At 59.9% G+C, this 18,881-nt stretch carries 17 protein-coding genes; 13 read left to right on the plus strand and 4 right to left on the minus strand.

Annotated features, from left to right (window positions below):
• The first annotated feature begins 8 nt into the window (after positions 1-8).
• Complete coding sequence (gene mmsB, locus GVL50_RS10530; RefSeq protein WP_053116974.1) at positions 9-896, plus strand: 3-hydroxyisobutyrate dehydrogenase; 888 nt, start codon at positions 9-11, stop codon at positions 894-896.
• Positions 897-1,231: 335 nt separating this feature from the next.
• Here the strand turns inward: mmsB and GVL50_RS10535 are convergent, their stop codons facing one another.
• The gene (locus GVL50_RS10535; RefSeq protein ID WP_103303269.1) at positions 1,232-1,582 is read right to left on the minus strand and encodes a cupin domain-containing protein; all 351 of its coding nucleotides are present in this window, start codon (positions 1,580-1,582) and stop codon (positions 1,232-1,234) included.
• Positions 1,583-1,728: 146 nt separating this feature from the next.
• Entirely contained in the window at positions 1,729-2,610 is an 882-nt protein-coding gene (locus tag GVL50_RS10540; protein ID WP_159812837.1) for a LysR substrate-binding domain-containing protein, read from the minus strand.
• 215 nt (positions 2,611-2,825) lie between these two features.
• Here GVL50_RS10540 and GVL50_RS10545 point away from each other — a divergent pair, with 215 nt between their 5' ends.
• Positions 2,826-3,590 (plus strand): sulfite exporter TauE/SafE family protein, encoded by a 765-nt coding sequence (locus tag GVL50_RS10545; RefSeq protein ID WP_159812839.1) that lies wholly within the window; start codon positions 2,826-2,828, stop codon positions 3,588-3,590.
• On the opposite strand, the gene GVL50_RS10550 is transcribed toward GVL50_RS10545, so the two are convergent.
• Positions 3,580-3,894, minus strand: coding sequence for a putative quinol monooxygenase (locus tag GVL50_RS10550; protein WP_159812841.1), 315 nt, complete (start codon positions 3,892-3,894; stop codon positions 3,580-3,582). The two genes, GVL50_RS10545 and GVL50_RS10550, sit on opposite strands and share 11 nt — an antisense overlap.
• 185 nt (positions 3,895-4,079) lie before the next feature.
• On the opposite strand from GVL50_RS10550, the gene GVL50_RS10555 reads away from it, so the two are divergent.
• From GVL50_RS10555 to GVL50_RS10590, 8 genes are all read left to right on the plus strand, one after another.
• Positions 4,080-4,670, plus strand: coding sequence for an NAD(P)H-dependent oxidoreductase (locus GVL50_RS10555; RefSeq protein ID WP_159812843.1), 591 nt, complete (start codon positions 4,080-4,082; stop codon positions 4,668-4,670).
• Positions 4,671-4,790: 120 nt separating this feature from the next.
• Positions 4,791-5,702: a LysR family transcriptional regulator gene (locus GVL50_RS10560; protein WP_053116979.1), complete on the plus strand. Its 912-nt coding sequence runs from the start codon at positions 4,791-4,793 to the stop codon at positions 5,700-5,702.
• 103 nt (positions 5,703-5,805) lie between these two features.
• The gene (locus tag GVL50_RS10565; RefSeq protein WP_159812845.1) at positions 5,806-6,699 is read left to right on the plus strand and encodes an NAD-dependent epimerase/dehydratase family protein; all 894 of its coding nucleotides are present in this window, start codon (positions 5,806-5,808) and stop codon (positions 6,697-6,699) included.
• Positions 6,700-6,706: 7 nt separating this feature from the next.
• On the plus strand, positions 6,707-7,456 hold the full coding sequence (locus GVL50_RS10570) for a Fic family protein (RefSeq protein ID WP_256671848.1): 750 nt from the start codon (positions 6,707-6,709) through the stop codon (positions 7,454-7,456).
• A gap of 661 nt (positions 7,457-8,117) precedes the next feature.
• Positions 8,118-9,467 carry a GntP family permease gene (locus GVL50_RS10575; RefSeq protein WP_159812847.1) on the plus strand — a complete coding sequence of 450 codons (1,350 nt, stop codon included), beginning with the start codon at positions 8,118-8,120 and terminating at the stop codon, positions 9,465-9,467.
• Positions 9,468-9,482: 15 nt separating this feature from the next.
• Positions 9,483-10,343 (plus strand): MurR/RpiR family transcriptional regulator, encoded by an 861-nt coding sequence (locus GVL50_RS10580; RefSeq protein ID WP_159812849.1) that lies wholly within the window; start codon positions 9,483-9,485, stop codon positions 10,341-10,343.
• A gap of 1 nt (position 10,344) precedes the next feature.
• Positions 10,345-11,820: an amidohydrolase family protein gene (locus tag GVL50_RS10585; RefSeq protein ID WP_159812851.1), complete on the plus strand. Its 1,476-nt coding sequence runs from the start codon at positions 10,345-10,347 to the stop codon at positions 11,818-11,820.
• Between the two features lie 134 nt (positions 11,821-11,954).
• On the plus strand, positions 11,955-12,323 hold the full coding sequence (locus tag GVL50_RS10590) for a glyoxalase superfamily protein (protein ID WP_126359889.1): 369 nt from the start codon (positions 11,955-11,957) through the stop codon (positions 12,321-12,323).
• Between the two features lie 475 nt (positions 12,324-12,798).
• Here GVL50_RS10590 and GVL50_RS10595 read toward each other — a convergent pair whose 3' ends face one another.
• Positions 12,799-13,815 carry an AraC family transcriptional regulator gene (locus tag GVL50_RS10595; protein ID WP_159812853.1) on the minus strand — a complete coding sequence of 339 codons (1,017 nt, stop codon included), beginning with the start codon at positions 13,813-13,815 and terminating at the stop codon, positions 12,799-12,801.
• 209 nt (positions 13,816-14,024) lie between these two features.
• Between GVL50_RS10595 and GVL50_RS10600 the strand changes: the two genes are divergently transcribed.
• Genes GVL50_RS10600 through GVL50_RS10610 form a run of 3 tightly spaced genes read left to right on the plus strand, consistent with a single transcriptional unit; the run spans position 14,025 to position 18,810 of the window.
• Positions 14,025-15,620, plus strand: coding sequence for an FAD-binding oxidoreductase (locus GVL50_RS10600; protein WP_159812855.1), 1,596 nt, complete (start codon positions 14,025-14,027; stop codon positions 15,618-15,620).
• A gap of 5 nt (positions 15,621-15,625) precedes the next feature.
• The gene (locus GVL50_RS10605) at positions 15,626-17,221 is read left to right on the plus strand and encodes a glycerol-3-phosphate dehydrogenase/oxidase (protein ID WP_159812857.1); all 1,596 of its coding nucleotides are present in this window, start codon (positions 15,626-15,628) and stop codon (positions 17,219-17,221) included.
• Positions 17,222-17,241: 20 nt separating this feature from the next.
• Positions 17,242-18,810: an FGGY-family carbohydrate kinase gene (locus GVL50_RS10610; protein ID WP_159812859.1), complete on the plus strand. Its 1,569-nt coding sequence runs from the start codon at positions 17,242-17,244 to the stop codon at positions 18,808-18,810.
• Positions 18,811-18,881 lie beyond the last annotated feature (71 nt).

An 18,881-nucleotide genomic window follows, 5' to 3' on the forward strand; every position in this document is an offset into this window, starting at 1 on the left:
GATCGGCCATGAAAATCGCATTTATCGGGCTGGGCAACATGGGCGCGCCGATGGCGCGCAACCTGATCAAGGCTGGCCACTCGCTGAACCTGGTCGACCTCAATAAAACCGTGCTGGCGGAACTGGAACAACTCGGCGGCAGCATTCGCGCCTCGGCGCGTGAGGCGGCGGAGGATGCTGAACTGGTGATTACCATGCTGCCGGCGGCTGTGCATGTGCGCAGTGTCTGGTTGGGTGAGGACGGTGTGTTGGCCGGGATTGGCAACGGCGTGCCGGCGGTGGATTGCAGCACGATTGACCCGCAGACGGCGCGTGATGTGGCTGCCGCTGCCGCGAAACAAGGCGTGGCCATGGCGGATGCGCCGGTGTCTGGCGGTACGGGCGGCGCGACGGCCGGGACGTTGACCTTTATGGTCGGCGCCACGCCAGAACTGTTCGCCACCCTGCAACCGGTGCTGGCGCAGATGGGCCGCAACATTGTGCATTGCGGTGAAGTCGGCACCGGGCAGATCGCCAAGATCTGCAACAACTTGCTGCTGGCGATTTCGATGGTTGGCGTCAGTGAAGCGATGGCGCTGGGCGATGCATTGGGGATTGATACGTCGGTGCTCGCCGGGATCATTAACAGCTCGACCGGGCGTTGCTGGAGTTCGGAGATGTACAACCCGTGGCCGGGGATTGTTGAAACGGCGCCGGCCTCGCGCGGGTATACCGGTGGGTTCGGTGCGGAATTGATGCTGAAGGATTTGGGCTTGGCGACGGAAGCCGCGCGTCAGGCGCATCAGCCGGTGGTGCTTGGCGCGGTAGCGCAGCAGTTGTATCAGGCGATGAGTCAGCGTGGGGACGGCGGGAAGGACTTCTCGGCGATTATCAACAGCTACCGCAAACCGCAGTAACTGTTCAAAAATTTGAGCTGGAAGGGCTTATGTGGTGAGGGGATTTATCCCCGTTGGGGTGCGTAGCAGACCCCTGCAGTGTGTTAGGTAAACCGAGTGCTCAGGTTTTGCGACTGCTGCGCAGCCGAGCGGGGATAAATCCCCTCGCCACAGGGATCTCTATTTCCATAGGGATCATTGGGTGGGTTTAAAAATTTGCAGTAGGTGTTGCCGGGAAATCACGTCGGGTGATTTCCCGGCTTTTTTGTGCCAAAAAAAGATCGCAGCCTTCGGCAGCTCCTACAGGGGATTGTGTTTTCTGTAGGAGCTGCCGAAGGCTGCGATCTTTTGCTTTATCAGGCAAACACGAAATACTTACGCACCGTCTCAACCACTTCCCACGTACCTTTCATCCCCGGCTCAATCACAAAGATATCGCCAGCACGCAAGTGAATCGGCGCCATGCCGTCCGGGGTGATCACGCAGTAGCCTTCCTGGAAATGGCAGTATTCCCACTTCACGTATTCCACGCGCCACTTGCCCGGCGTGCAGATCCACGTGCCCATGATCTTGCTGCCGTCTTCGCTGGTGTAGGCGTTGAGGTTGACGGTGTGCGGGTCGCCCTCGAGTTTTTCCCATTTGCAGGCATCGAGTACCGGCAGCGGGTGGGTGTCGCGCAGAACGGTGATTGGGGCGGTCGCGGTCATGGGAGCTCCGGGCAGAAGGAATTGAAGTTGCACCGTATAGCGCCCGGTCGCGGCTCAGTTGTCTGGGGTCGACATCGAGCTGCTCAGAAACGCGCGAACGTTCAGAGTTTTCCAGCGGCTGAATCTGTTTGGATGAAGTCTGTCCGTTAGGGGAGAGTCAAGGCGTGCAGCAGGGCTTTGGCGTAACCCGGCAGGGCGGTGAAGTCCCTGGCGCAGAGCATCAAGGTGCGGCGCGCCCACGGTTCGTTGAGCGCAACGCTTTTGAAGCTGCGTGGCGCCGCGCGTTCGATGGCCGCCAGTGGCACGATGGCGAGCCCGGCGCCACGGCTGACCATGCGCATCACGCCGTCGAAACCGTCGGCGCGGATACGCACCTGCATGCGGGCGCCGCTGTGCAGGGCCTGTTCTTCGAGGTAGATCGCCAAAGCGCTGTTGGCGCTGAGTCCTACAAAATCGTGGTGCAACGCATCGCTGAAACTGACCTCGTCGGCATCAGACAACGGGTGATCGAGGGGCAGAATCAGTACCAGTGGATCGTCACGAAAGGGTTGGGTATGTAGGTCGCGGGTGTCTACGGCGTCGGAAACAATCCCGAGATCCGCTGCGCCTTGGCGTAAGGCGTGGGTAATGCGCGCACTCGGCAACTCCTGCAAATCGATGTCGAGATTGGGGTGATTGCGCAGGAAATCGGCGAGCACTTCCGGCAGGTATTCAGTGATCGCCGTCGTGTTGCACAGCAGCCGCACCTGGCCTTTGACGCCTTGCGCGTAGTCGGCGAGATCCTGCTGCATGCGTTCGGCCTGTTGCAGGAGGATGCGCGCGTGATGGGCGAGGGCTTTGCCGGCGGGTGTCGGGGTGACGCCACGGCGACCGCGTTCGAGGAAATCGGTGCCGAGCGAGGCTTCCATGGCGCGGATTCTGGCGCTGGCGGCGGCGAGGGATAAATGGCTGCGCGCGGCGCCGGCGGTGATATTGCCGGCGTCGAGGATGTGCAGGTAGAGGCGCAGGTCGGTGAGGTCGAAGTGCATGGTTAGCCTCTGGTTTTGTGGTGGCTGGGCCGGCCCCTTCGCGAGCAAGCCCGATCCCACATTGGACTCGTGTACGACACAGATTCACTGTGGGAGCGAGCTTGCTCGCGAAGAGGCCATCAGCCCCAACGAAATCATCAGCCTCTCTCAAAAGCAGAGGCACCCTCAGTATATGGCAGATTTTCAGCCAACCCCGACTGGCGCACAGTACCGCCATGAACACACTCACAGACTTCTACCAACACCTGGGCCTGACCCTGTCATTGCTGGTCGTCGCCACCTTCATCCTCGCCGGCCTGATCAAAGGCATCATCGGCCTCGGCCTGCCCACGGTCGCCATGGGCCTGCTCGGTCTGGCTATGGCGCCATCGCAGGCAGCCGCGTTGTTGATCATCCCGGCTACCCTGACCAACCTCTGGCAACTGGCATTCGGCGGGCATTTAAGAGGCCTGATCAAACGCCTCTGGCCGATGCTGTTGATGATCTTCCTCGGCACCGCAATTGGCACGTTGTGGATCGGCATGGCCGGCGGACATTGGGTGGTGCGCGGACTTGGCGCGGCGCTGTTCCTGTATGCGTTGAGCGGATTGTTCCTGCCGACGCTGAGCGTAAACCCCCGCCACGAACCCTGGCTCGGCCCGGCCTGCGGTTTAATCACCGGCGTCATCACTTCAGCCACTGGCGTGTTCGTGATTCCGGCGGTGCCCTACCTGCAAACACTGGGTTTGAACCGTGATGAACTGGTGCAGGCACTCGGCCTGTCCTTCACCGTCTCGACTCTGGCGCTGGCCGGCGGTTTGCTCTGGCGCGGCGCACTCGGCGGCGGTGAATTGAGCGCCTCGCTGCTGGCGCTGATCCCCGCCGTGCTGGGCATGTTGCTCGGCCAATGGCTGCGGCAACGCATCAGCGCCGTACTATTCAAACGGGTTTTCTTCATCGGTCTGGGCGCGCTCGGCACCCATTTATTGATCAGCGGTTAGCCGACGCTTCGCTGAGCATGTCGATGGCGCGAATGTCGAAATCGCGTTCCAGATAGTCCATGCGCTCGGCGAAAAACGCCTTCATGTGCGGCAGACTCGAGTGCACATCCAGGTGTGCCTGGCTCTCCCAGATCTCGTAAAAGATAAACAGCGACGGATCTTCCTTGTCGCGCAGCATGTGGTACTCGATGCAGCCGGGCTCGGCGCGGCTCGGTTCAACATAAGCGCGGAACAGCGCTTCAAAGGCCTCGGCTTTTTCCGGGCGGGTCTTGGCGTGCAGGATAAAACCCTGGCGTTCACTCATCACAACGACTCCTCAAATACAGATGGCCGAGCATGCTATGGCAACAATCTGTGTTCGATTCGTGCTTTTTGGTCAAATGTATTTTGCGCAATCACGGCTTATTCCGCGCGAGGCAGATGGTTAATCTGCCGCCATTCCAGTTTCCCTTCTCCACCCAGCCGGAATGGCTGCGCCGAGGCTTTCTCATGAAAAAAGTATTGTTGTTGAATGGCGGTAAAAAATTCGCCCACTCTGGTGGTCGTTACAACGCCACCCTGCACGAAGCCGCGCTGAGCGTGCTGGATCGCGGCGGTTGTGATGTCAAAACCACCTTCATCGATGAGGGCTACGACGTCGCTGAAGAAGTGGCGAAATTCCTCTGGGCCGACGTGATCATTTATCAGATGCCGGGCTGGTGGATGGGCGCGCCGTGGACGGTGAAAAAGTACCTCGACGAAGTCTTCACCGAAGGCCACGGCAGCCTCTACGCCAGCGATGGCCGCACCCGCTCCGACGCCTCGCAGAAGTACGGCAGCGGCGGTCTGATTCAGGGCAAGCAATACATGCTGTCGCTGACCTGGAACGCACCGCAACAAGCGTTTGATGACCCGACCGATTTCTTTGAGGCCAAAGGTGTTGATGCGGTGTACTTCCCGTTCCACAAGGCCAATGAGTTTCTGGGCATGACCGCGTTGCCGACGTTTTTGTGTGTGGATGTGATGAAGCGTCCGAACATCGGAGGTGATGTAGCGCGTTATGAGCAGCATCTGACCGAGGTGTTTGGGCTTAAGGCTTGAGTGGTTTAGGGCTACTATCGGTGGTAACAGCAAAAGATCGCAGCTTGCGGCAGCTCCTACATGTGAACTCTGTAGGAGCTGCCGAAGGCTGCGATCTTGGCGATCTCAAAGAGGACACCCGTGAAAGCCAGATCCGATGAGTTGCAGATTTTCGTCTGCGTGATCGAGTGCGGTTCCATTTCCGCCGCCGCCGAGCAGGTCGGGCAAACGCCTTCGGCCGTCAGTCGCACGCTGTCGAAGCTGGAAGCCAAACTCGACACCACGCTGATCAACCGCACCACGCGGCGCATGGATCTGACCGAGGAGGGCAAATACTTCTTCGAGCACGCCAAGCTGATTCTCGATCAGATGGATCAACTCGAAGAACGCCTGTCCTCACGCCAGCAAACTCCGTCCGGGCGCTTGCGCATCAACGCGGCGTCGCCGTTCATGCTCCACGCCGTCGTCCCCTACATCGACGAATTCCGCCGGCTCTACCCGGACATTCAGCTAGAACTGAACAGCAATGACCTGATCATTGACCTGCTGGAACAAAGCACCGACATCGCCATCCGCATCGGCACCCTCGCCGATTCGACGCTGCACGCGCGTTCGCTCGGTTGCAGTCCGCTGCTGATCGTCGCTAGTCCTGCGTATCTGGAAAAACACGGCGCGCCGCAGCAAGTCGCTGATCTGAGCGAACACACTTTGCTCGGCTTCACTCAGAACGAAGGCCTCAACCAATGGCCGCTGCGTTACGTGCACGGCGATCGCTGGCCGATCACCCCGGCGATCAGCGCCTCCAGCGGCGAGACTGTGCGGCATCTGGCGCTGGAAGGGCAGGGCATCGCTTGCCTGTCGCACTTCATGACCATCGACGACATCCGCGCCGGCCGTTTGAAAGTCCTGCTCGGTGAATTCAACAGCGGTTATCGCCAGCCGATCAACGCGGTGTACTACCGTAACTCGCAACTGGCGCTGCGCATTCAGTGCTTCCTCGACTTTATCCAGAGCAAACTCGCCGCCTACGCCAGCGCCGATTTCAAGGGCTGATTCGTGACCTCTGCGCAAGAGTGAATTGGGCGGGAGCGGGTTTTTCCCCCGGGCTCACGGGCCGATACTCGTCCCATCACTTACTCACGCAGGGAGTTTCTCCATGAACGTATTCGTCACCGGCGCTGCCGGTTTTATCGGCGGCTCGATCGCTACCGGTCTGGTTCAGGCCGGGCACAACGTCACCGGTCTGGTGCGCAGCGCTGAACAAGCTGATGAGCTGAAAGCACTCGGCATCACCCCGGTTATCGGCACACTCGACGACCAAGCACTGCTCGCCAAACAGGCCCGCGCTGCCGATGCCGTGATCAACGCCGCCAGCAGCGACCATCGCGGTGCGGTGGAAGCGTTGCTCGATGCTTTGCGCGGTACCAACAAAGTGTTCCTGCACACCAGCGGTTCGAGCATCGTTGGCGATGCGTCGGGCGGCAAGTCCAGCGACGTCATCTACTACGAAGACAATCTGCCGGAGCCGACCGTCGATAAAGCCGCACGCGTGGCCATCGACAACTTGATCCTCGCAGCGGCGAAGGACGGCGTGAACTCCGCCGTCATCTGCAACACGCTGATCTACGGGCATAGCCTGGGCGTCAAACGTGACAGCGTGCAACTGCCGCGACTGCTCAAACAAGCGCGCAAAAGCGGTGTCGTTCGTCACGTGGGTACTGGCCAAAACATCTGGTCCAACGTGCACATCGAAGACGTCGTCGCCCTCTACCTGCTGGCGCTGACCAAAAACGTTCCGGGCACTTTCTACTTTGTTGAAAGCGGCGAAGCGTCGTTTATCGACATGACCACCGCCATGGCCCAAGCGCTGAACCTGGGCCAACCGCAAGACTGGCCATTGAAAGACGCCGAAGCCGAATGGGGCTACGAAATGGCCAACTACGGCCTCGGCTCCAACAGCCGTGTGCGCGGCAAACATGCGCGCGAACTGCTGGGCTGGGCGCCGAAGCGCACGTCCGTGGTTGAATGGATTCGTAACGAAATGGTGTGATGGGTGTTTGAGCCCGCCGGGCTTTGCTATCACCCTTCAGAACGGCTGCCATCGAGCAGCCGTTTTCGTTTCAGGCTTTGCGCTTGTATTGCGCCAGACCTATGGTGCTCTGAACATCGCCAATTCAGCAGGTACAGGGATGATTAACCGTTACGACGCAGAAGGGGCACAGAGCACTTTTCAGCCTGGCTCGAATGAGCAAGTGCTGAGCAATAAGCTGGGAATTACCGATCCTGAAGACATGGACGATGCAGAGCTGGTTTTGTTGGAAAAGCTTTACCAATCGGTACTCATCGAGCATTTACCTGATCGACCACTGACAGTTCAGGATTTAAAAGATTGGCATCGACACTGGCTCGGGAACATCTATCCATGGGCTGGCGATGTCCGTGCGGTAAATTTGGGCAAGGATGGATTTTTCTTCGCCGCTGCGCCGCAGATCTCTCGGTTGCTCGATGGATTTGAAAGGGACTGTCTTGCCAAATACACACCATGCAGGCCCGAACTGGACGAGAACCTGATTCGCGCCATCGCTGTAACGCACGTGGAGTTCATCCTTATTCATCCCTTTCGCGAAGGTAATGGACGCTTGTCGCGATTATTGGCGGACGTCATGGCCGTGCAGGCGGGCTACGTGCCGCTGGATTACAGCAGTTGGGAAAGAAACAAAGAGGCTTATTTTGCAGCGATCAGTCAGGGGCTGAACTGCAACTACGAACCCATGGAGTATTGGGTTCGGCAGGCATTGTGGTCTTGAAGTCGACGCTACTTGGCCAGGGACAAATTTAGAAACTTACTGGATCTGACTTTGAGTTTGCGCTCAATTGCCTCGACACTTTGGCCCGTCTCTATGGCTGTCGAGCTGGCGATTGCGCGGATCAGAGTATCGGCTGTCAGTTTTTTTCGGGTGCGACGCGCGGAGGTCATGGCGGGGACTCTACGGAATTTGTAAGGCGAGTATAGCGCTTGGCTGGCTTAGAAAAACACAACGTAGGGTTGGACGCGAACCTGTGGGAGCTGGCTTTCTCGCGATAGCGATTCACCAGTCAGCATCTAGTTTGAATGTGCAGCCGTCATCGCTGGCAAGCCAGCTCCCCACAGGTTATCCGCGTTGTACCTGATGTGATGCAATCAAACTGTGGGAGCGAGCTTGCTCGCGAAAGCGGTGGTTCAGTCGGCAAAGGTGTTGAAGGTGAAGCCGTCTTCGCGAGCAAGCTCGCTCCCACAGGGTTTTGTGTTTGGCTGAATATTATGTAAATCCCACCCCGCGATTTTCATTAATCACGACAAAACATATCCATTTACGACATCCCTTACCTCTCCACGAAAATTACTTTCATGCGGTTTGAAATCTCGATCTCGAAATGATTTATGAGTTTCACAACCCATTCGAACGTGACCCTTTCGAGGAGTACCGCATGACGCCTGACTTCGGCTATTGGCTGCTGGTTTATGCAGCCGTTGCCATCATTGCTTTGATCGTGTTGATCGCCCGTTACCGGCTCAATCCGTTCATTGTCATTACCTTGATTTCCATCGGCCTGGCGCTGGTGGCCGGGATGCCGGCCTCCGGGGTTGTCGGGGCGTATGAGGCCGGGGTGGGCAAGACGCTGGGGCATATTGCGCTAGTGGTGGCGCTGGGGACGATGCTCGGCAAGATGATGGCCGAGTCCGGCGGCGCCGAGCAGTTGGCGCGCACGCTGATCGATAAATTCGGTGAAAAGAATGCGCACTGGGCGATGGTCTGCATCGCGTTTCTGGTCGGTTTGCCGCTGTTCTTCGAGGTCGGTTTTGTCTTGCTGGTGCCGATTGCATTCACCGTGGCGCGCCGCGTGGGTGTGTCGATTCTGATGGTCGGTTTGCCGATGGTCGCCGGTCTGTCGGTGGTGCACGCGCTGGTGCCGCCGCACCCGGCGGCGATGCTGGCGGTGCAGGCCTATCAGGCGTCGGTCGGGCAGACCTTGCTGTACGCGATTGCCATCGGCATTCCGACGGCAATCATTGCCGGCCCGCTGTACGCCAAATTCATCGTGCCGCGCATTCATTTGCCGGCGGATAACCCGCTGGAAAGACAATTCCTCGATCGCGAACCGCGCGACAAGCTGCCGGGTTTCGGCATCACCATGGCGACCATTCTGTTGCCGGTGGTGTTGATGCTGATCGGTGGCTGGGCCAACCTGATTTCCACGCCGGGCAGCGGTTTCAACCAGTTCCTGCTGTTCATCGGCAACTCGGTGATCGCGCTGTTGCTGGCGACGTTGCTGAGTTTCTGGACGCTGGGTATCGCTCAGGGTTTCAGCCGTGAATCGATCCTCAAATTCACCAACGAATGCCTGGCGCCTACGGCCAGTATCACTTTGCTGGTCGGCGCTGGCGGCGGTTTGAACCGCATTCTGGTCGACGCGGGCGTCACCGATCAGATCGTCGGCCTCGCTCACGAATTCCACCTGTCGCCGCTGATCATGGGCTGGCTGTTTGCTGCGCTGATGCGCATCGCCACCGGTTCGGCGACCGTGGCTATGACCACCGCATCGGGCGTGGTCGCGCCGGTGGCCATTGGTCTGGGATATCCCCACCCTGAGCTGTTGGTGCTGGCGACCGGCGCCGGGTCGGTTATCTTTTCCCACGTCAACGACGGCGGCTTCTGGTTGATCAAGGAATACTTCAACATGACGGTCGCCCAGACTTTCAAGACTTGGACTGTATTGGAGACCCTGATTTCGGTGGTCGCTTTTGCAATGACCCTCGGTCTTTCTTACCTGCTGTAACCGGAGCCAGCCGTCATGGACATCCTCTATCAGATCCGCGCTCGTCAGGATTCCTTCAGCGCCGGCGAAGGCCGTATCGCCCGGCTGATGCTCGACGACGTCGGTTTCGCCGCGAGTGCCAGCCTCGAAGACCTCGCGCAACGCGCCGAAGTCAGCACCGCCACGCTGTCGCGTTTCGCCCGCACGGTTGGCTGTCGTGACCTGCGTGATCTGCGTCTGCAACTGGCCCAGGCCAGCGGTGTTGGCAGCCGTTTTCTCGACCCTGCCGGTACGCCCGATCAGTCAGCGTTTTACGGACAAATCGTCGGCGATATCGAAACCACCTTGCGTCAGCATCTGGCCGGTTTCGATGAATCACGCTTCGCCGATGCAGTGAGATTGCTCGGCCAGGCGCGGATGATTCACGCCTTCGGCATGGGCGGTTGTTCGACCCTGTGCAGCGATGAATTGCAGGTGCGGCTGGTGCGCCTCGGCTACCCGGTTGCGGTGTGTCATGACGCGGTGATGATGCGCGTCACCGCCGCCAGCCTCAACGCCGAACAAGTGGTCATCGTCTGCTCGCTGACCGGCATCACCCCGGAGCTGCTCGAGACCGTCGAACTGGCACGCAACTACGGCGCGCACATTCTCGCCATCACCCGCGCCGACTCGCCGCTGGCCGAACTGGCCGACGTCTTGCTGCCGCTGCAGAGCGCGGAAACCTCGTTCATTTTCAAACCGACGGCGGCGCGCTACGGCATGCTGCTCGCCATCGACGTGCTCGCCACCGAGCTGGCGCTGGCCAATCCTGAAGACAATCAAGAACGTCTGCGGCGGATCAAACTGGCGCTCGACGAATACCGTGGCGGCGACGATCACCTGCCGCTGGGAGACTGACATGTTGTACGACACCCTGATTCGCAATGCCCTGATCATCGACGGCAGCAACACGCCCGGCTACCAGGCCGACGTGGCCATCCGCGACGGCCGTATCGAGCGCATCGGCGACTTGTCCGAGGCCACGGCGACCGAAGAAATCGACGCCGCCGGCCGCGTGCTGGCGCCAGGTTTTATCGACGTGCACACCCATGACGACACGGTGGTGATTCGTCAGCCAGAGATGCTGCCAAAACTCAGCCAAGGTGTGACCACGGTGATTGTCGGCAACTGCGGAATCAGCGCCTCGCCCGTCAGTTTGAAAGGCAATCCGCCGGATCCGATGAACCTGCTCGGCACTGCGGCCGCTTTTGTCTACCCACGTTTCAGCGATTACCGCGCGGCGGTTGAAGCGGCGAACACCACGCTGAACGTCGCCGCACTGATCGGCCACACGGCGCTGCGCAGCAATCATCTGGATGACCTGTTGCGCACCGCGACTCCGGAAGAAATCACGGCGATGCGCGAGCAATTGCGTGAAAGCCTTGAGGACGGTGCGTTGGGTTTATCCACAGGTCTGGCCTACGCCAGCGCCTACAACGCGTCCACCGATGAAGTGATGCAACTGACCGAAGAACTCACGGCATTCGGCGCGGTGTACACCACGCATTTGCGTAGCGAGTTCGCCCCGGTTCTTGAGGCGATGGATGAGGCGTTTCAGATCGGTCGTCACGCCAAATCGCCGGTGATTATTTCCCACCTCAAATGTGCCGGCGTGGGTAACTGGGGGCGCAGTCCCGAGCTCCTCGCTTCATTGGAAGAGGCCGCGAAAACCCATCCGGTTGGCTGCGATTGCTATCCGTATGCGGCGAGTTCTTCGACGCTGGATTTGAAGCAGGTCACCGATGCGCATCGCATCACCATCACCTGGTCGACGCCGCACCCGGAAGTCAGCGGCCGCGATCTGATCGACATCGCTGCGGAATGGAATCTGCCGCTGCTTGATGCCGCGAAACGCTTGCAACCGGCGGGGGCTGTTTACTACGGCATGGACGAGGCGGATGTACGAAGAATCCTCGCGCATCCGTTGTCGATGGTCGGTTCTGATGGACTGCCGGAAGACCCGTTCCCGCATCCACGCCTGTGGGGCGCGTTCCCACGGGTGTTGGGCCATTTCAGTCGTGATGTCGGGCTGTTTCCGCTGCACACCGCTGTGCACAAGATGACCGGTTTGTCGGCGGCACGGTTTGGTTTGAAGGAGCGCGGCGAGATTCGTGAAGGTTTTTGGGCGGATCTGGTGTTGTTCGATCCGGCGACGGTGCGTGATGTCGCGGATTTCAACGATCCGCAAAGAGCGGCGCAAGGCATTGACGGGGTTTGGATCAACGGTGTGTTGAGTTATCGCGACGGCCAAGCGAACGGACGCAGGGAAGGGCGTTTTCTCGCGCGCGAAGGTGATTTACGCAAAGGATTTGATCAGTCGAAATCCCCCCTGTAGGAGCTGCCGAAGGCTGCGATCTTTTGATCTACGTCTCATAGTGGCAATCTGAGATTAAAGAAAGCCATCAACAAGCCGAATTCCTGACATCCACCCCGTCTACAGTGTGGGGCCAACCAGTCAGGGAGCACCCCATGAGCTTCGGCAAAACCACCCCGATCCTGCGGATCTTCGATGAAGCCAAAGCGGTAGAGTTTTACGTCGATTTTCTCGGTTTCAAGATCGACTGGCAGCATCGCTTTGAAGCGAATTTCCCGCTGTACCTGCAGGTGTCGCGTGGCGAGTGTGTGCTGCATTTGTCCGAGCACCATGGCGACGCGAGCCCGGGTTCGGCGCTGCGTATCGAGACGGATGAGCTGGAGGCGTTTCAGCAGCAATTGATCGCCAAGGACTACAAGTTCTCGCATCCGCAGATTCAGGCGATGCCGTGGGGGAGTCAGGACATGACGATTGCCGATCCGTTTGGTAATCGGTTGGTGTTTACCAATGCGATTAGCCTCTAGAACGAAAAGCCCCTCACCCTAGCCCTCCCGAAACGTCGGACCGCCCGGAGGGAGAGGGGACTGACCGAGGTGTATGAGGCTATCCATCGACCTGAGAGATCTGCAGCGATTATGGATTCAAAGCAGCACTTTCAGGTCGATGTCATTCACAAATACCCCCCGGTCGGCCCCCTCTCCCTCTGGGAGAGGGCTGGGGTGAGGGGAGAAGCGGTTCACCCCGGATGTGACTGTCGAATCCGGTTGGTTCTTACCGATGCGATCAGCCTCTGAGGCTAATGAAGCGAAAAGCCCCTCACCCTAGCCCTCTCCCGGAGGGAGAGGGGACTGACCGAGGTGAATGAAGCTATCCATCGACCTGAAAGACCGAGTCGATTATGGATTCACAGCCTGTTTTTCAGGTCGGTGTAATTCACAAATATCCCCCGGTCGGCCCCCTCTCCCTCCGGGAGAGGGCTGGGGTGAGGGTAGAAGCGGTTCACCCCCGATGCATCTGCCGAAACTCCCCCGGCGGCATCCCGCGGCGGCTCTTGAATGTGCGGTGAAACGACCTCGGTTCGGTAAACCCCAGATACTGCGCAATGTCCTGAATCGGCAACGTACTGTTGAGCAAATAATGCTCCGCCAACTCCTGGCGCAAATCATCCAGAATCTGCTGATACGACGTCCCCGCCTGATGTAACTGGCGCTGCAACGTACGCACCGACACCGCCAGATGCTCGGCCACCTGTTCCTTGCGCGGCAAGCCTTCCTTAAGCAACTGCCGCAGAATGTTCTTCACCTGCTGCTCCAGCGACGCATCCTCCAGCGTTGCCATCAACCCCAGCGCATGTTCCTCCAGGGTGCGCAGTAACTGCGCATCGGCCTGACGCAGCGGCAACTGCAAATACCCCAGCGGCACGATCAGCGCCGAATACGCCTGATCAAACACCACCGGGCAATCGAAAAACGCCTCGTACTGCGCAGGCGTCGCCTCGGCCGGGCACGAGTGTTCGAGCCACACAGCGGCCGGCGACATCTGCGTGTCGGCGATCCAGCGTGCATATTGCAGCCATGAACCGAGCACGTTTTCCACCAGATGCCGGCGAATCCGTGGCCGCTGATAACGGCACGTCCAGATCAGATGCACGTGGCCATCCAGCACCTCGGCGCGACTCACGCCCATGTCGCCGACCAGTTTTTCGAACGGCATGATCCGGCTCATCGCATCGCCCAACGTCGCGCAGTTCATGGTGATGTAACCGAGCACGCTCCACGAATTGGGCAGGACGAAATTCGCCGCGTTAAGCCCGAACAACGGATCGCCCGAGTGTTCGCAGAAATAATCCAGCAGCCGCTCATGCGCCTCACCGGGCAAGCGCAGGGTGTTGTCGCTCAACTGCTGCGCCTGCAAACCCGCCGCCGCCAACGCCGGTTCGACGGCCATGCCCAGTTGTTCGGCATGGCGCAGGTATTTGAGCAGGGGCGGAACTGAGGTGAAGCCGAGCGATTGCATGATCCCTTCCTTTGATCGACGGCCGCGTGGGCGGATGAATGCCTGAAAGGTAATTTGAAACCACGACTAAAGTAAATGGCTGACGCTTGCGCGACGTTTGACTCAATTGGCTACACGAACTGGCCGGATGCGACCGTGACACTTTGCGGCCGCTGGCTAGTATGGGGGCCTGAAATATCACTGATCTGACGGCAAAAAAGGACACACGCATGCGACGCTGGAACGGCTGGGGAGATGCAACCACGGTGGTCGAACTGCCGGCCCAGGGCGCGGAGTTTCTTCATGAGCGACTGGGCGAGGGACGCGCGCTGCCCGATGCCACGCTTGAAGCGGCATTGGCGCGTGTGCCGGCCTCGCGGTTGTCGGCGCACACTTTGTACAGTATCGATGCTCATGATCGTTTGTTGCATGCGCGGGGCCAGAGCCTGCCGGACTGGCTGGCGTTGCGCGAAGGTGCGCTGGGCAATTATCCCGATGCGGTGGCGTTTCCCGAGACCGCTGAACATATTCGCCAATTGCTGGCGCTCGCTCACGAACAGGACTTGTGCCTGATCCCTTATGGCGGCGGTACTTCGGTGGCCGGGCACATTAATCCGCCGGATTCAGCGCGGCCAGTGGTGACGGTGTCACTGGCGCGGATGAATCGCCTGATCGACCTCGACGAGCAGAGCCTGCTGGCGACGTTCGGCCCCGGTGCGAGTGGGCCGCAGGTGGAAAGTCAGTTGCGTGCGCGGGGCTACACGCTGGGGCATTTTCCGCAGTCGTGGGAGTTGTCGACGTTGGGCGGTTGGGTTGCCAGTCGTTCCAGCGGTCAGCAGTCGTTGCGCTATGGCCGGATCGAGCAACTGTTTGCGGGCGGAACGCTGGAAACCTTTGCCGGGCCGATGCACATTCCAACCTTTCCGGCTTCGGCTGCCGGGCCAGATTTGCGCGAAGTGGTGTTGGGTTGCGAGGGCCGTTTCGGGATCATTTCCGAGGTCAAGGTGCGGGTCAGCGCGCTGCCTGCCGATGAACGTTTCTACGGCGTTTTTCTCCCCGACTGGCCGCAGGCACTCAGAGCCATCCGCCAATTGGCCCAGGCACGCGTGCCGCTGTCGATGTTGCGTTTATCCAACGCCGTGGAAACCGAAACGCAACTGGCACTGGCCGGTCATCCGCAACAAATCGCCTGGCTGGAAAAGTATCTGAAGCTAAGGGGAGCAGCAGAGGGCAAATGCCTGCTGACCTTCGGCGTCACCGGCAATCGCCGACAAAACGCATTGTCGCTGACACAGGCGCGCCAGCATCTGAAGGCGTTCGGTGGCGTGTTCACCGGCACTTTGCTCGGCAAGAAATGGGCGCAGAACCGCTTCCGTTTCCCCTACCTGCGCGAGAACCTGTGGAACGCCGGTTACGTCGTCGACACCCTTGAAACCGCCACCGACTGGAGCAACGTCGACAACCTGCTCAACCTCATCGAAAACAGCCTGCGCGAGGCCTTGGCCGCCGAGGGCGAGCGTGTGCATGTGTTCACCCACTTGTCCCACGTCTACGGCGAAGGTTCGAGCATCTACACCACTTACGTGTTTCGCCCGGCGGCGGATTACCCCGCGACGCTGGCACGCTGGAAAGCACTCAAACACGCGGCAAGTCAGACCATCGTCGACAACCACGGCACCATCAGTCATCAGCACGGCGTCGGCAAAGATCACGCGCCGTACCTGTTGCGCGAGAAGGGCGCACTGGCGATGGATACCTTGCAGGCGCTAAGTAAACACTTCGATCCGGCCGGGCGCCTCAACCCCGGCACGCTGTTGCCGGAGTGACGGCCATGAGTCAGGACTGGAACGCCGCATGGCGCCAGCAAGTTCTGCCGACGCTGGCCGAGGAAACCTGGGATCTGATCGTCATCGGCGGCGGTATCAGCGGCGCCGGAATCCTGCGTGAAGCGGCGCGTCGCGGCTGGCGCTGCCTGTTGCTGGAACAGCGCGATTTTGCCTGGGGCACCTCCAGTCGATCGTCGAAAATGGTACACGGCGGTTTGCGTTACATCGCCAAGGGCCAGTGGCGCCTGACCCGCGATTCGGTGCGCGAGCGTCAGCGCTTGCTCGACGAAGCGCCGGGGCTGGTCGAACCGATGAGTTTCATGATGCCGCACTATCGCGGCGGCTTTCCCGGGCCTCGGCTGCTGGGTGGTTTGTTGAGCGTCTACGATGCTTTGGCCGGACGGCGCAGCCATCGTTTTCATGATGCGCAGCAGCTGCGTTATCTGGCGCCGGGCGTGAAGGAAAGTGACTTGCTCGGCGGCACCAGTTTTGTCGATGCGCTGACGGATGACGCGCGATTGGTGATGCGCGTGTTGAGCGAGGCGCGAGCGGATGGCGCGGTCGTGGTCAATGGCGTTCGCGTCGAGCATTTGCTGCGAGAAAACGGGCGAGTGTGCGGCGTTCAGATCGAAGACTGCGAGGCCGACGCGACCCTGCAATTGCGTTGTGGCGTGCTTGCTGTGGCCACCGGTGCATGGGCTGAGCGCTTGCGGCCGACTGAGGCACCACGGCAATTGCGGCCGTTGCGTGGCAGTCATTTATTGCTGCCGGGTTGGCGTTTGCCGGTGGCGCAGGCGTTTACGTTTTTGCATGAACGCGACCGCCGTCCGGTGTTCGTTTTTCCGTGGGAGGGCGCGACGGTGGTCGGCACCACGGATCTCGATCATCGCGAAGATCTGGATCACAGCGCGAGCATCAGCGGCGAAGAACTCGACTATCTGCTGGCGGCCTGCACACAACAATTTCCCGGTGCAGAAGTGACGGCGAATGACGTGCTGTCGACCTGGTCGGGCGTACGTCCAGTAGTTGGCAGTGCGGCGGGTAATCTTCAAGACAAACCGTCGAACGAAACCCGTGAACATGTGCTGTGGCAGGAGCCCGGTTGCGTGACCCTGGCCGGCGGCAAACTGACCACGTTCCGCCCGCAAGCCATCGAAGTGCTCAAGGCCTGCGCGGACATGCTCGAACGTCCCTTCGTCGATGACGCCGCGCCGGTGTTTGCCGCCGTACCTGCGCTGGCGATTGCAGAATTGAGCAGTCAGCAGTGGCGACGACTGGCCGGAAGGCATGGCCGAAACCTGCCGAGGCTGGCGCAATTGATCAAAGAAGTCGGCCACGACACGGTTGGCATCACGGACACCTTGTGGGCGGAACTGGCCTTCGCCTGCGAAGCGGAAATGGTTCTGCACCTCGACGATCTACTGTTGCGCCGCACGCGTCTCGGCCTTTTGCTGCCTCACGGTGGCGAAGACTATTTCACCGCCATCCGCCAAATCTGCCAGCCACGACTCGGCTGGAGCGACGCATACTGGCAGCAGGAAATTCAGCGTTATCGGGCGTTGTGGCAACGCCATCACGGTCTGCCGGATGCCACGCCTTGATGCCCCTTGAAGAGAGCTCCATGGATAACCACCCGAACAAGCGTTACCTGCTGGCGATCGACAACGGCACCCAGAGCGTGCGCGCGTTGCTCTTCGATTTGCAGGGCAATTTGCTCGGCAAAGGCAAGGTTGAATTGCAGGCGTATTACTCGACGCAACCGGGTTGGGCCGAGCAGGATCCGGAGTATTACTGGGCGAAACTCGGCGAGGCGTGTCAGCAAGTCTGGGCGCAAACCGGCATTGATCGTTCGCAGATTGCTGGCGTTTCCCTGACCACCCAGCGCGGCACGGTGATCAACGTTGATGCCGAAGGCAAACCGCTGCGTCCGGCAATTTTGTGGCTCGATCAGCGCCAGAGTGAAGTCGAGGGCGGGATAAAAGGGCCGTGGGGCTGGTTGTTCAAACTGGTCGGCGCGCAGGGCACGGTGGATTATTTTCGTGCCCAGGCTGAGGCCAACTGGATTGCGCAGCATCAGCCAGAGGTGTGGGCGGCGACCGACAAGTTTTTGCTGCTGTCGGGGTTTCTCACCCATCGACTGTGCGGGCGTTTCGTCGACTCGGTGGGTTGCTGCGTCGGCTATCTGCCGTTTGACTTCAAACGCCTGAAATGGGCCGCGCCGAGTGACTGGAAATGGCAGGCGCTGGCGGTGCGTCCCGAGCAATTGCCGACCCTGCACAAACCCGGTGAAACCCTCGGCTACATCACTGCTGAAGCGGCTCGCCACACCGGCATTCCCGAAGGCTTGCCGCTGATTGCGGCGGGTGCCGACAAGGCGTGTGAAGTGGTCGGTGCCGGCGTGGTCGATGCGAGCACGGTGTGCCTGTCCTATGGCACCACGGCGACGATCACCAGCACCCGTTCGCGCTATCTGGAAATCGTCCCGTTGATTCCGCCGTACCCGTCAGCGGTGCCGGATCAGTTCAACTGCGAAGTGATGATTTATCGCGGTTACTGGATGGTCAGCTGGTTCAAGAACGAGTTCGGCTTGCGCGAGATGCAGCAGGCCAAAGAGCAAGGTATCGAGCCGGAGCAGTTGTTCGATGCGCTGGTCGATGCGGTGCCGCCAGGCTCGATGGGTTTGATGCTGCAACCGTACTGGTCGCCGGGGATTCGTGAGCCGGGCGTGGAAGCGAAAGGCGCGATGATCGGCTTCGGCGATGTGCACACCCGCGCGCATATTTACCGGGCGATTCTTGAGGGGCTGGCATATGCGTTGCGTCAGGGCATGGAGAATATCGAGCGGCGTTCAAAGGTTACGGTGAAGCGCCTGCGCGTGGCCGGTGGCGGATCGCAGAGCGATGCGGCGATGCAGCTTACGGCGAATATTTTCGGCCTGCCGGCGGAGCGACCGCATGTCTACGAAGCGTCTGGCTTGGGGGCGGCGATCTGCTGTGCGGTGGGGCTCGGATTGCACGCAGATTTCCCAACTGCAATCACCGCGATGACCCGCGTCGGCGCGGTCTTCACCCCACAACCCGATGCGCAGAAAATTTACGAGCAACTGTACAAAGAGGTTTACCTGCGCATGTACCGCCAGCTCAAACCGCTGTACCAGAGCATCCGCAAAATCACCGGCTACCCCGCCTAAAAAACACACCACAATTCCCCCTGTAGGAGCTGCCGAAGGCTGCGATCTTTTGATCTTGTTTTTTAAGATCA

It is taken from the genome of Pseudomonas sp. 18058 (assembly GCF_902706155.1).
In the GTDB taxonomy this organism is placed as follows: Bacteria; Pseudomonadota; Gammaproteobacteria; order Pseudomonadales; family Pseudomonadaceae; genus Aquipseudomonas; species Aquipseudomonas rustica.

Excerpts from the sequence above, each read along its gene's own strand:
- GVL50_RS10555 (WP_159812843.1), top strand. The coding sequence starts at position 4,080 with ATGAAAAAAGTATTGTTGTTGAATGGCGGTAAAAAATTCGCCCACTCT.
- GVL50_RS10550 (WP_159812841.1), bottom strand. The coding sequence starts at position 3,894 with ATGAGTGAACGCCAGGGTTTTATCCTGCACGCCAAGACCCGCCCGGAA.
- GVL50_RS10535 (WP_103303269.1), bottom strand. The coding sequence starts at position 1,582 with ATGACCGCGACCGCCCCAATCACCGTTCTGCGCGACACCCACCCGCTG.
- GVL50_RS10595 (WP_159812853.1), bottom strand. The coding sequence starts at position 13,815 with ATGCAATCGCTCGGCTTCACCTCAGTTCCGCCCCTGCTCAAATACCTG.
- GVL50_RS10610 (WP_159812859.1), top strand. The coding sequence starts at position 17,242 with ATGGATAACCACCCGAACAAGCGTTACCTGCTGGCGATCGACAACGGC.
- GVL50_RS10545 (WP_159812839.1), top strand. The coding sequence starts at position 2,826 with ATGAACACACTCACAGACTTCTACCAACACCTGGGCCTGACCCTGTCA.
- GVL50_RS10540 (WP_159812837.1), bottom strand. The coding sequence starts at position 2,610 with ATGCACTTCGACCTCACCGACCTGCGCCTCTACCTGCACATCCTCGAC.
- GVL50_RS10605 (WP_159812857.1), top strand. The coding sequence starts at position 15,626 with ATGAGTCAGGACTGGAACGCCGCATGGCGCCAGCAAGTTCTGCCGACG.
- GVL50_RS10565 (WP_159812845.1), top strand. The coding sequence starts at position 5,806 with ATGAACGTATTCGTCACCGGCGCTGCCGGTTTTATCGGCGGCTCGATC.
- GVL50_RS10590 (WP_126359889.1), top strand. The coding sequence starts at position 11,955 with ATGAGCTTCGGCAAAACCACCCCGATCCTGCGGATCTTCGATGAAGCC.
- GVL50_RS10580 (WP_159812849.1), top strand. The coding sequence starts at position 9,483 with ATGGACATCCTCTATCAGATCCGCGCTCGTCAGGATTCCTTCAGCGCC.
- GVL50_RS10575 (WP_159812847.1), top strand. The coding sequence starts at position 8,118 with ATGACGCCTGACTTCGGCTATTGGCTGCTGGTTTATGCAGCCGTTGCC.
- GVL50_RS10600 (WP_159812855.1), top strand. The coding sequence starts at position 14,025 with ATGCGACGCTGGAACGGCTGGGGAGATGCAACCACGGTGGTCGAACTG.
- GVL50_RS10585 (WP_159812851.1), top strand. The coding sequence starts at position 10,345 with ATGTTGTACGACACCCTGATTCGCAATGCCCTGATCATCGACGGCAGC.
- mmsB (WP_053116974.1), top strand. The coding sequence starts at position 9 with ATGAAAATCGCATTTATCGGGCTGGGCAACATGGGCGCGCCGATGGCG.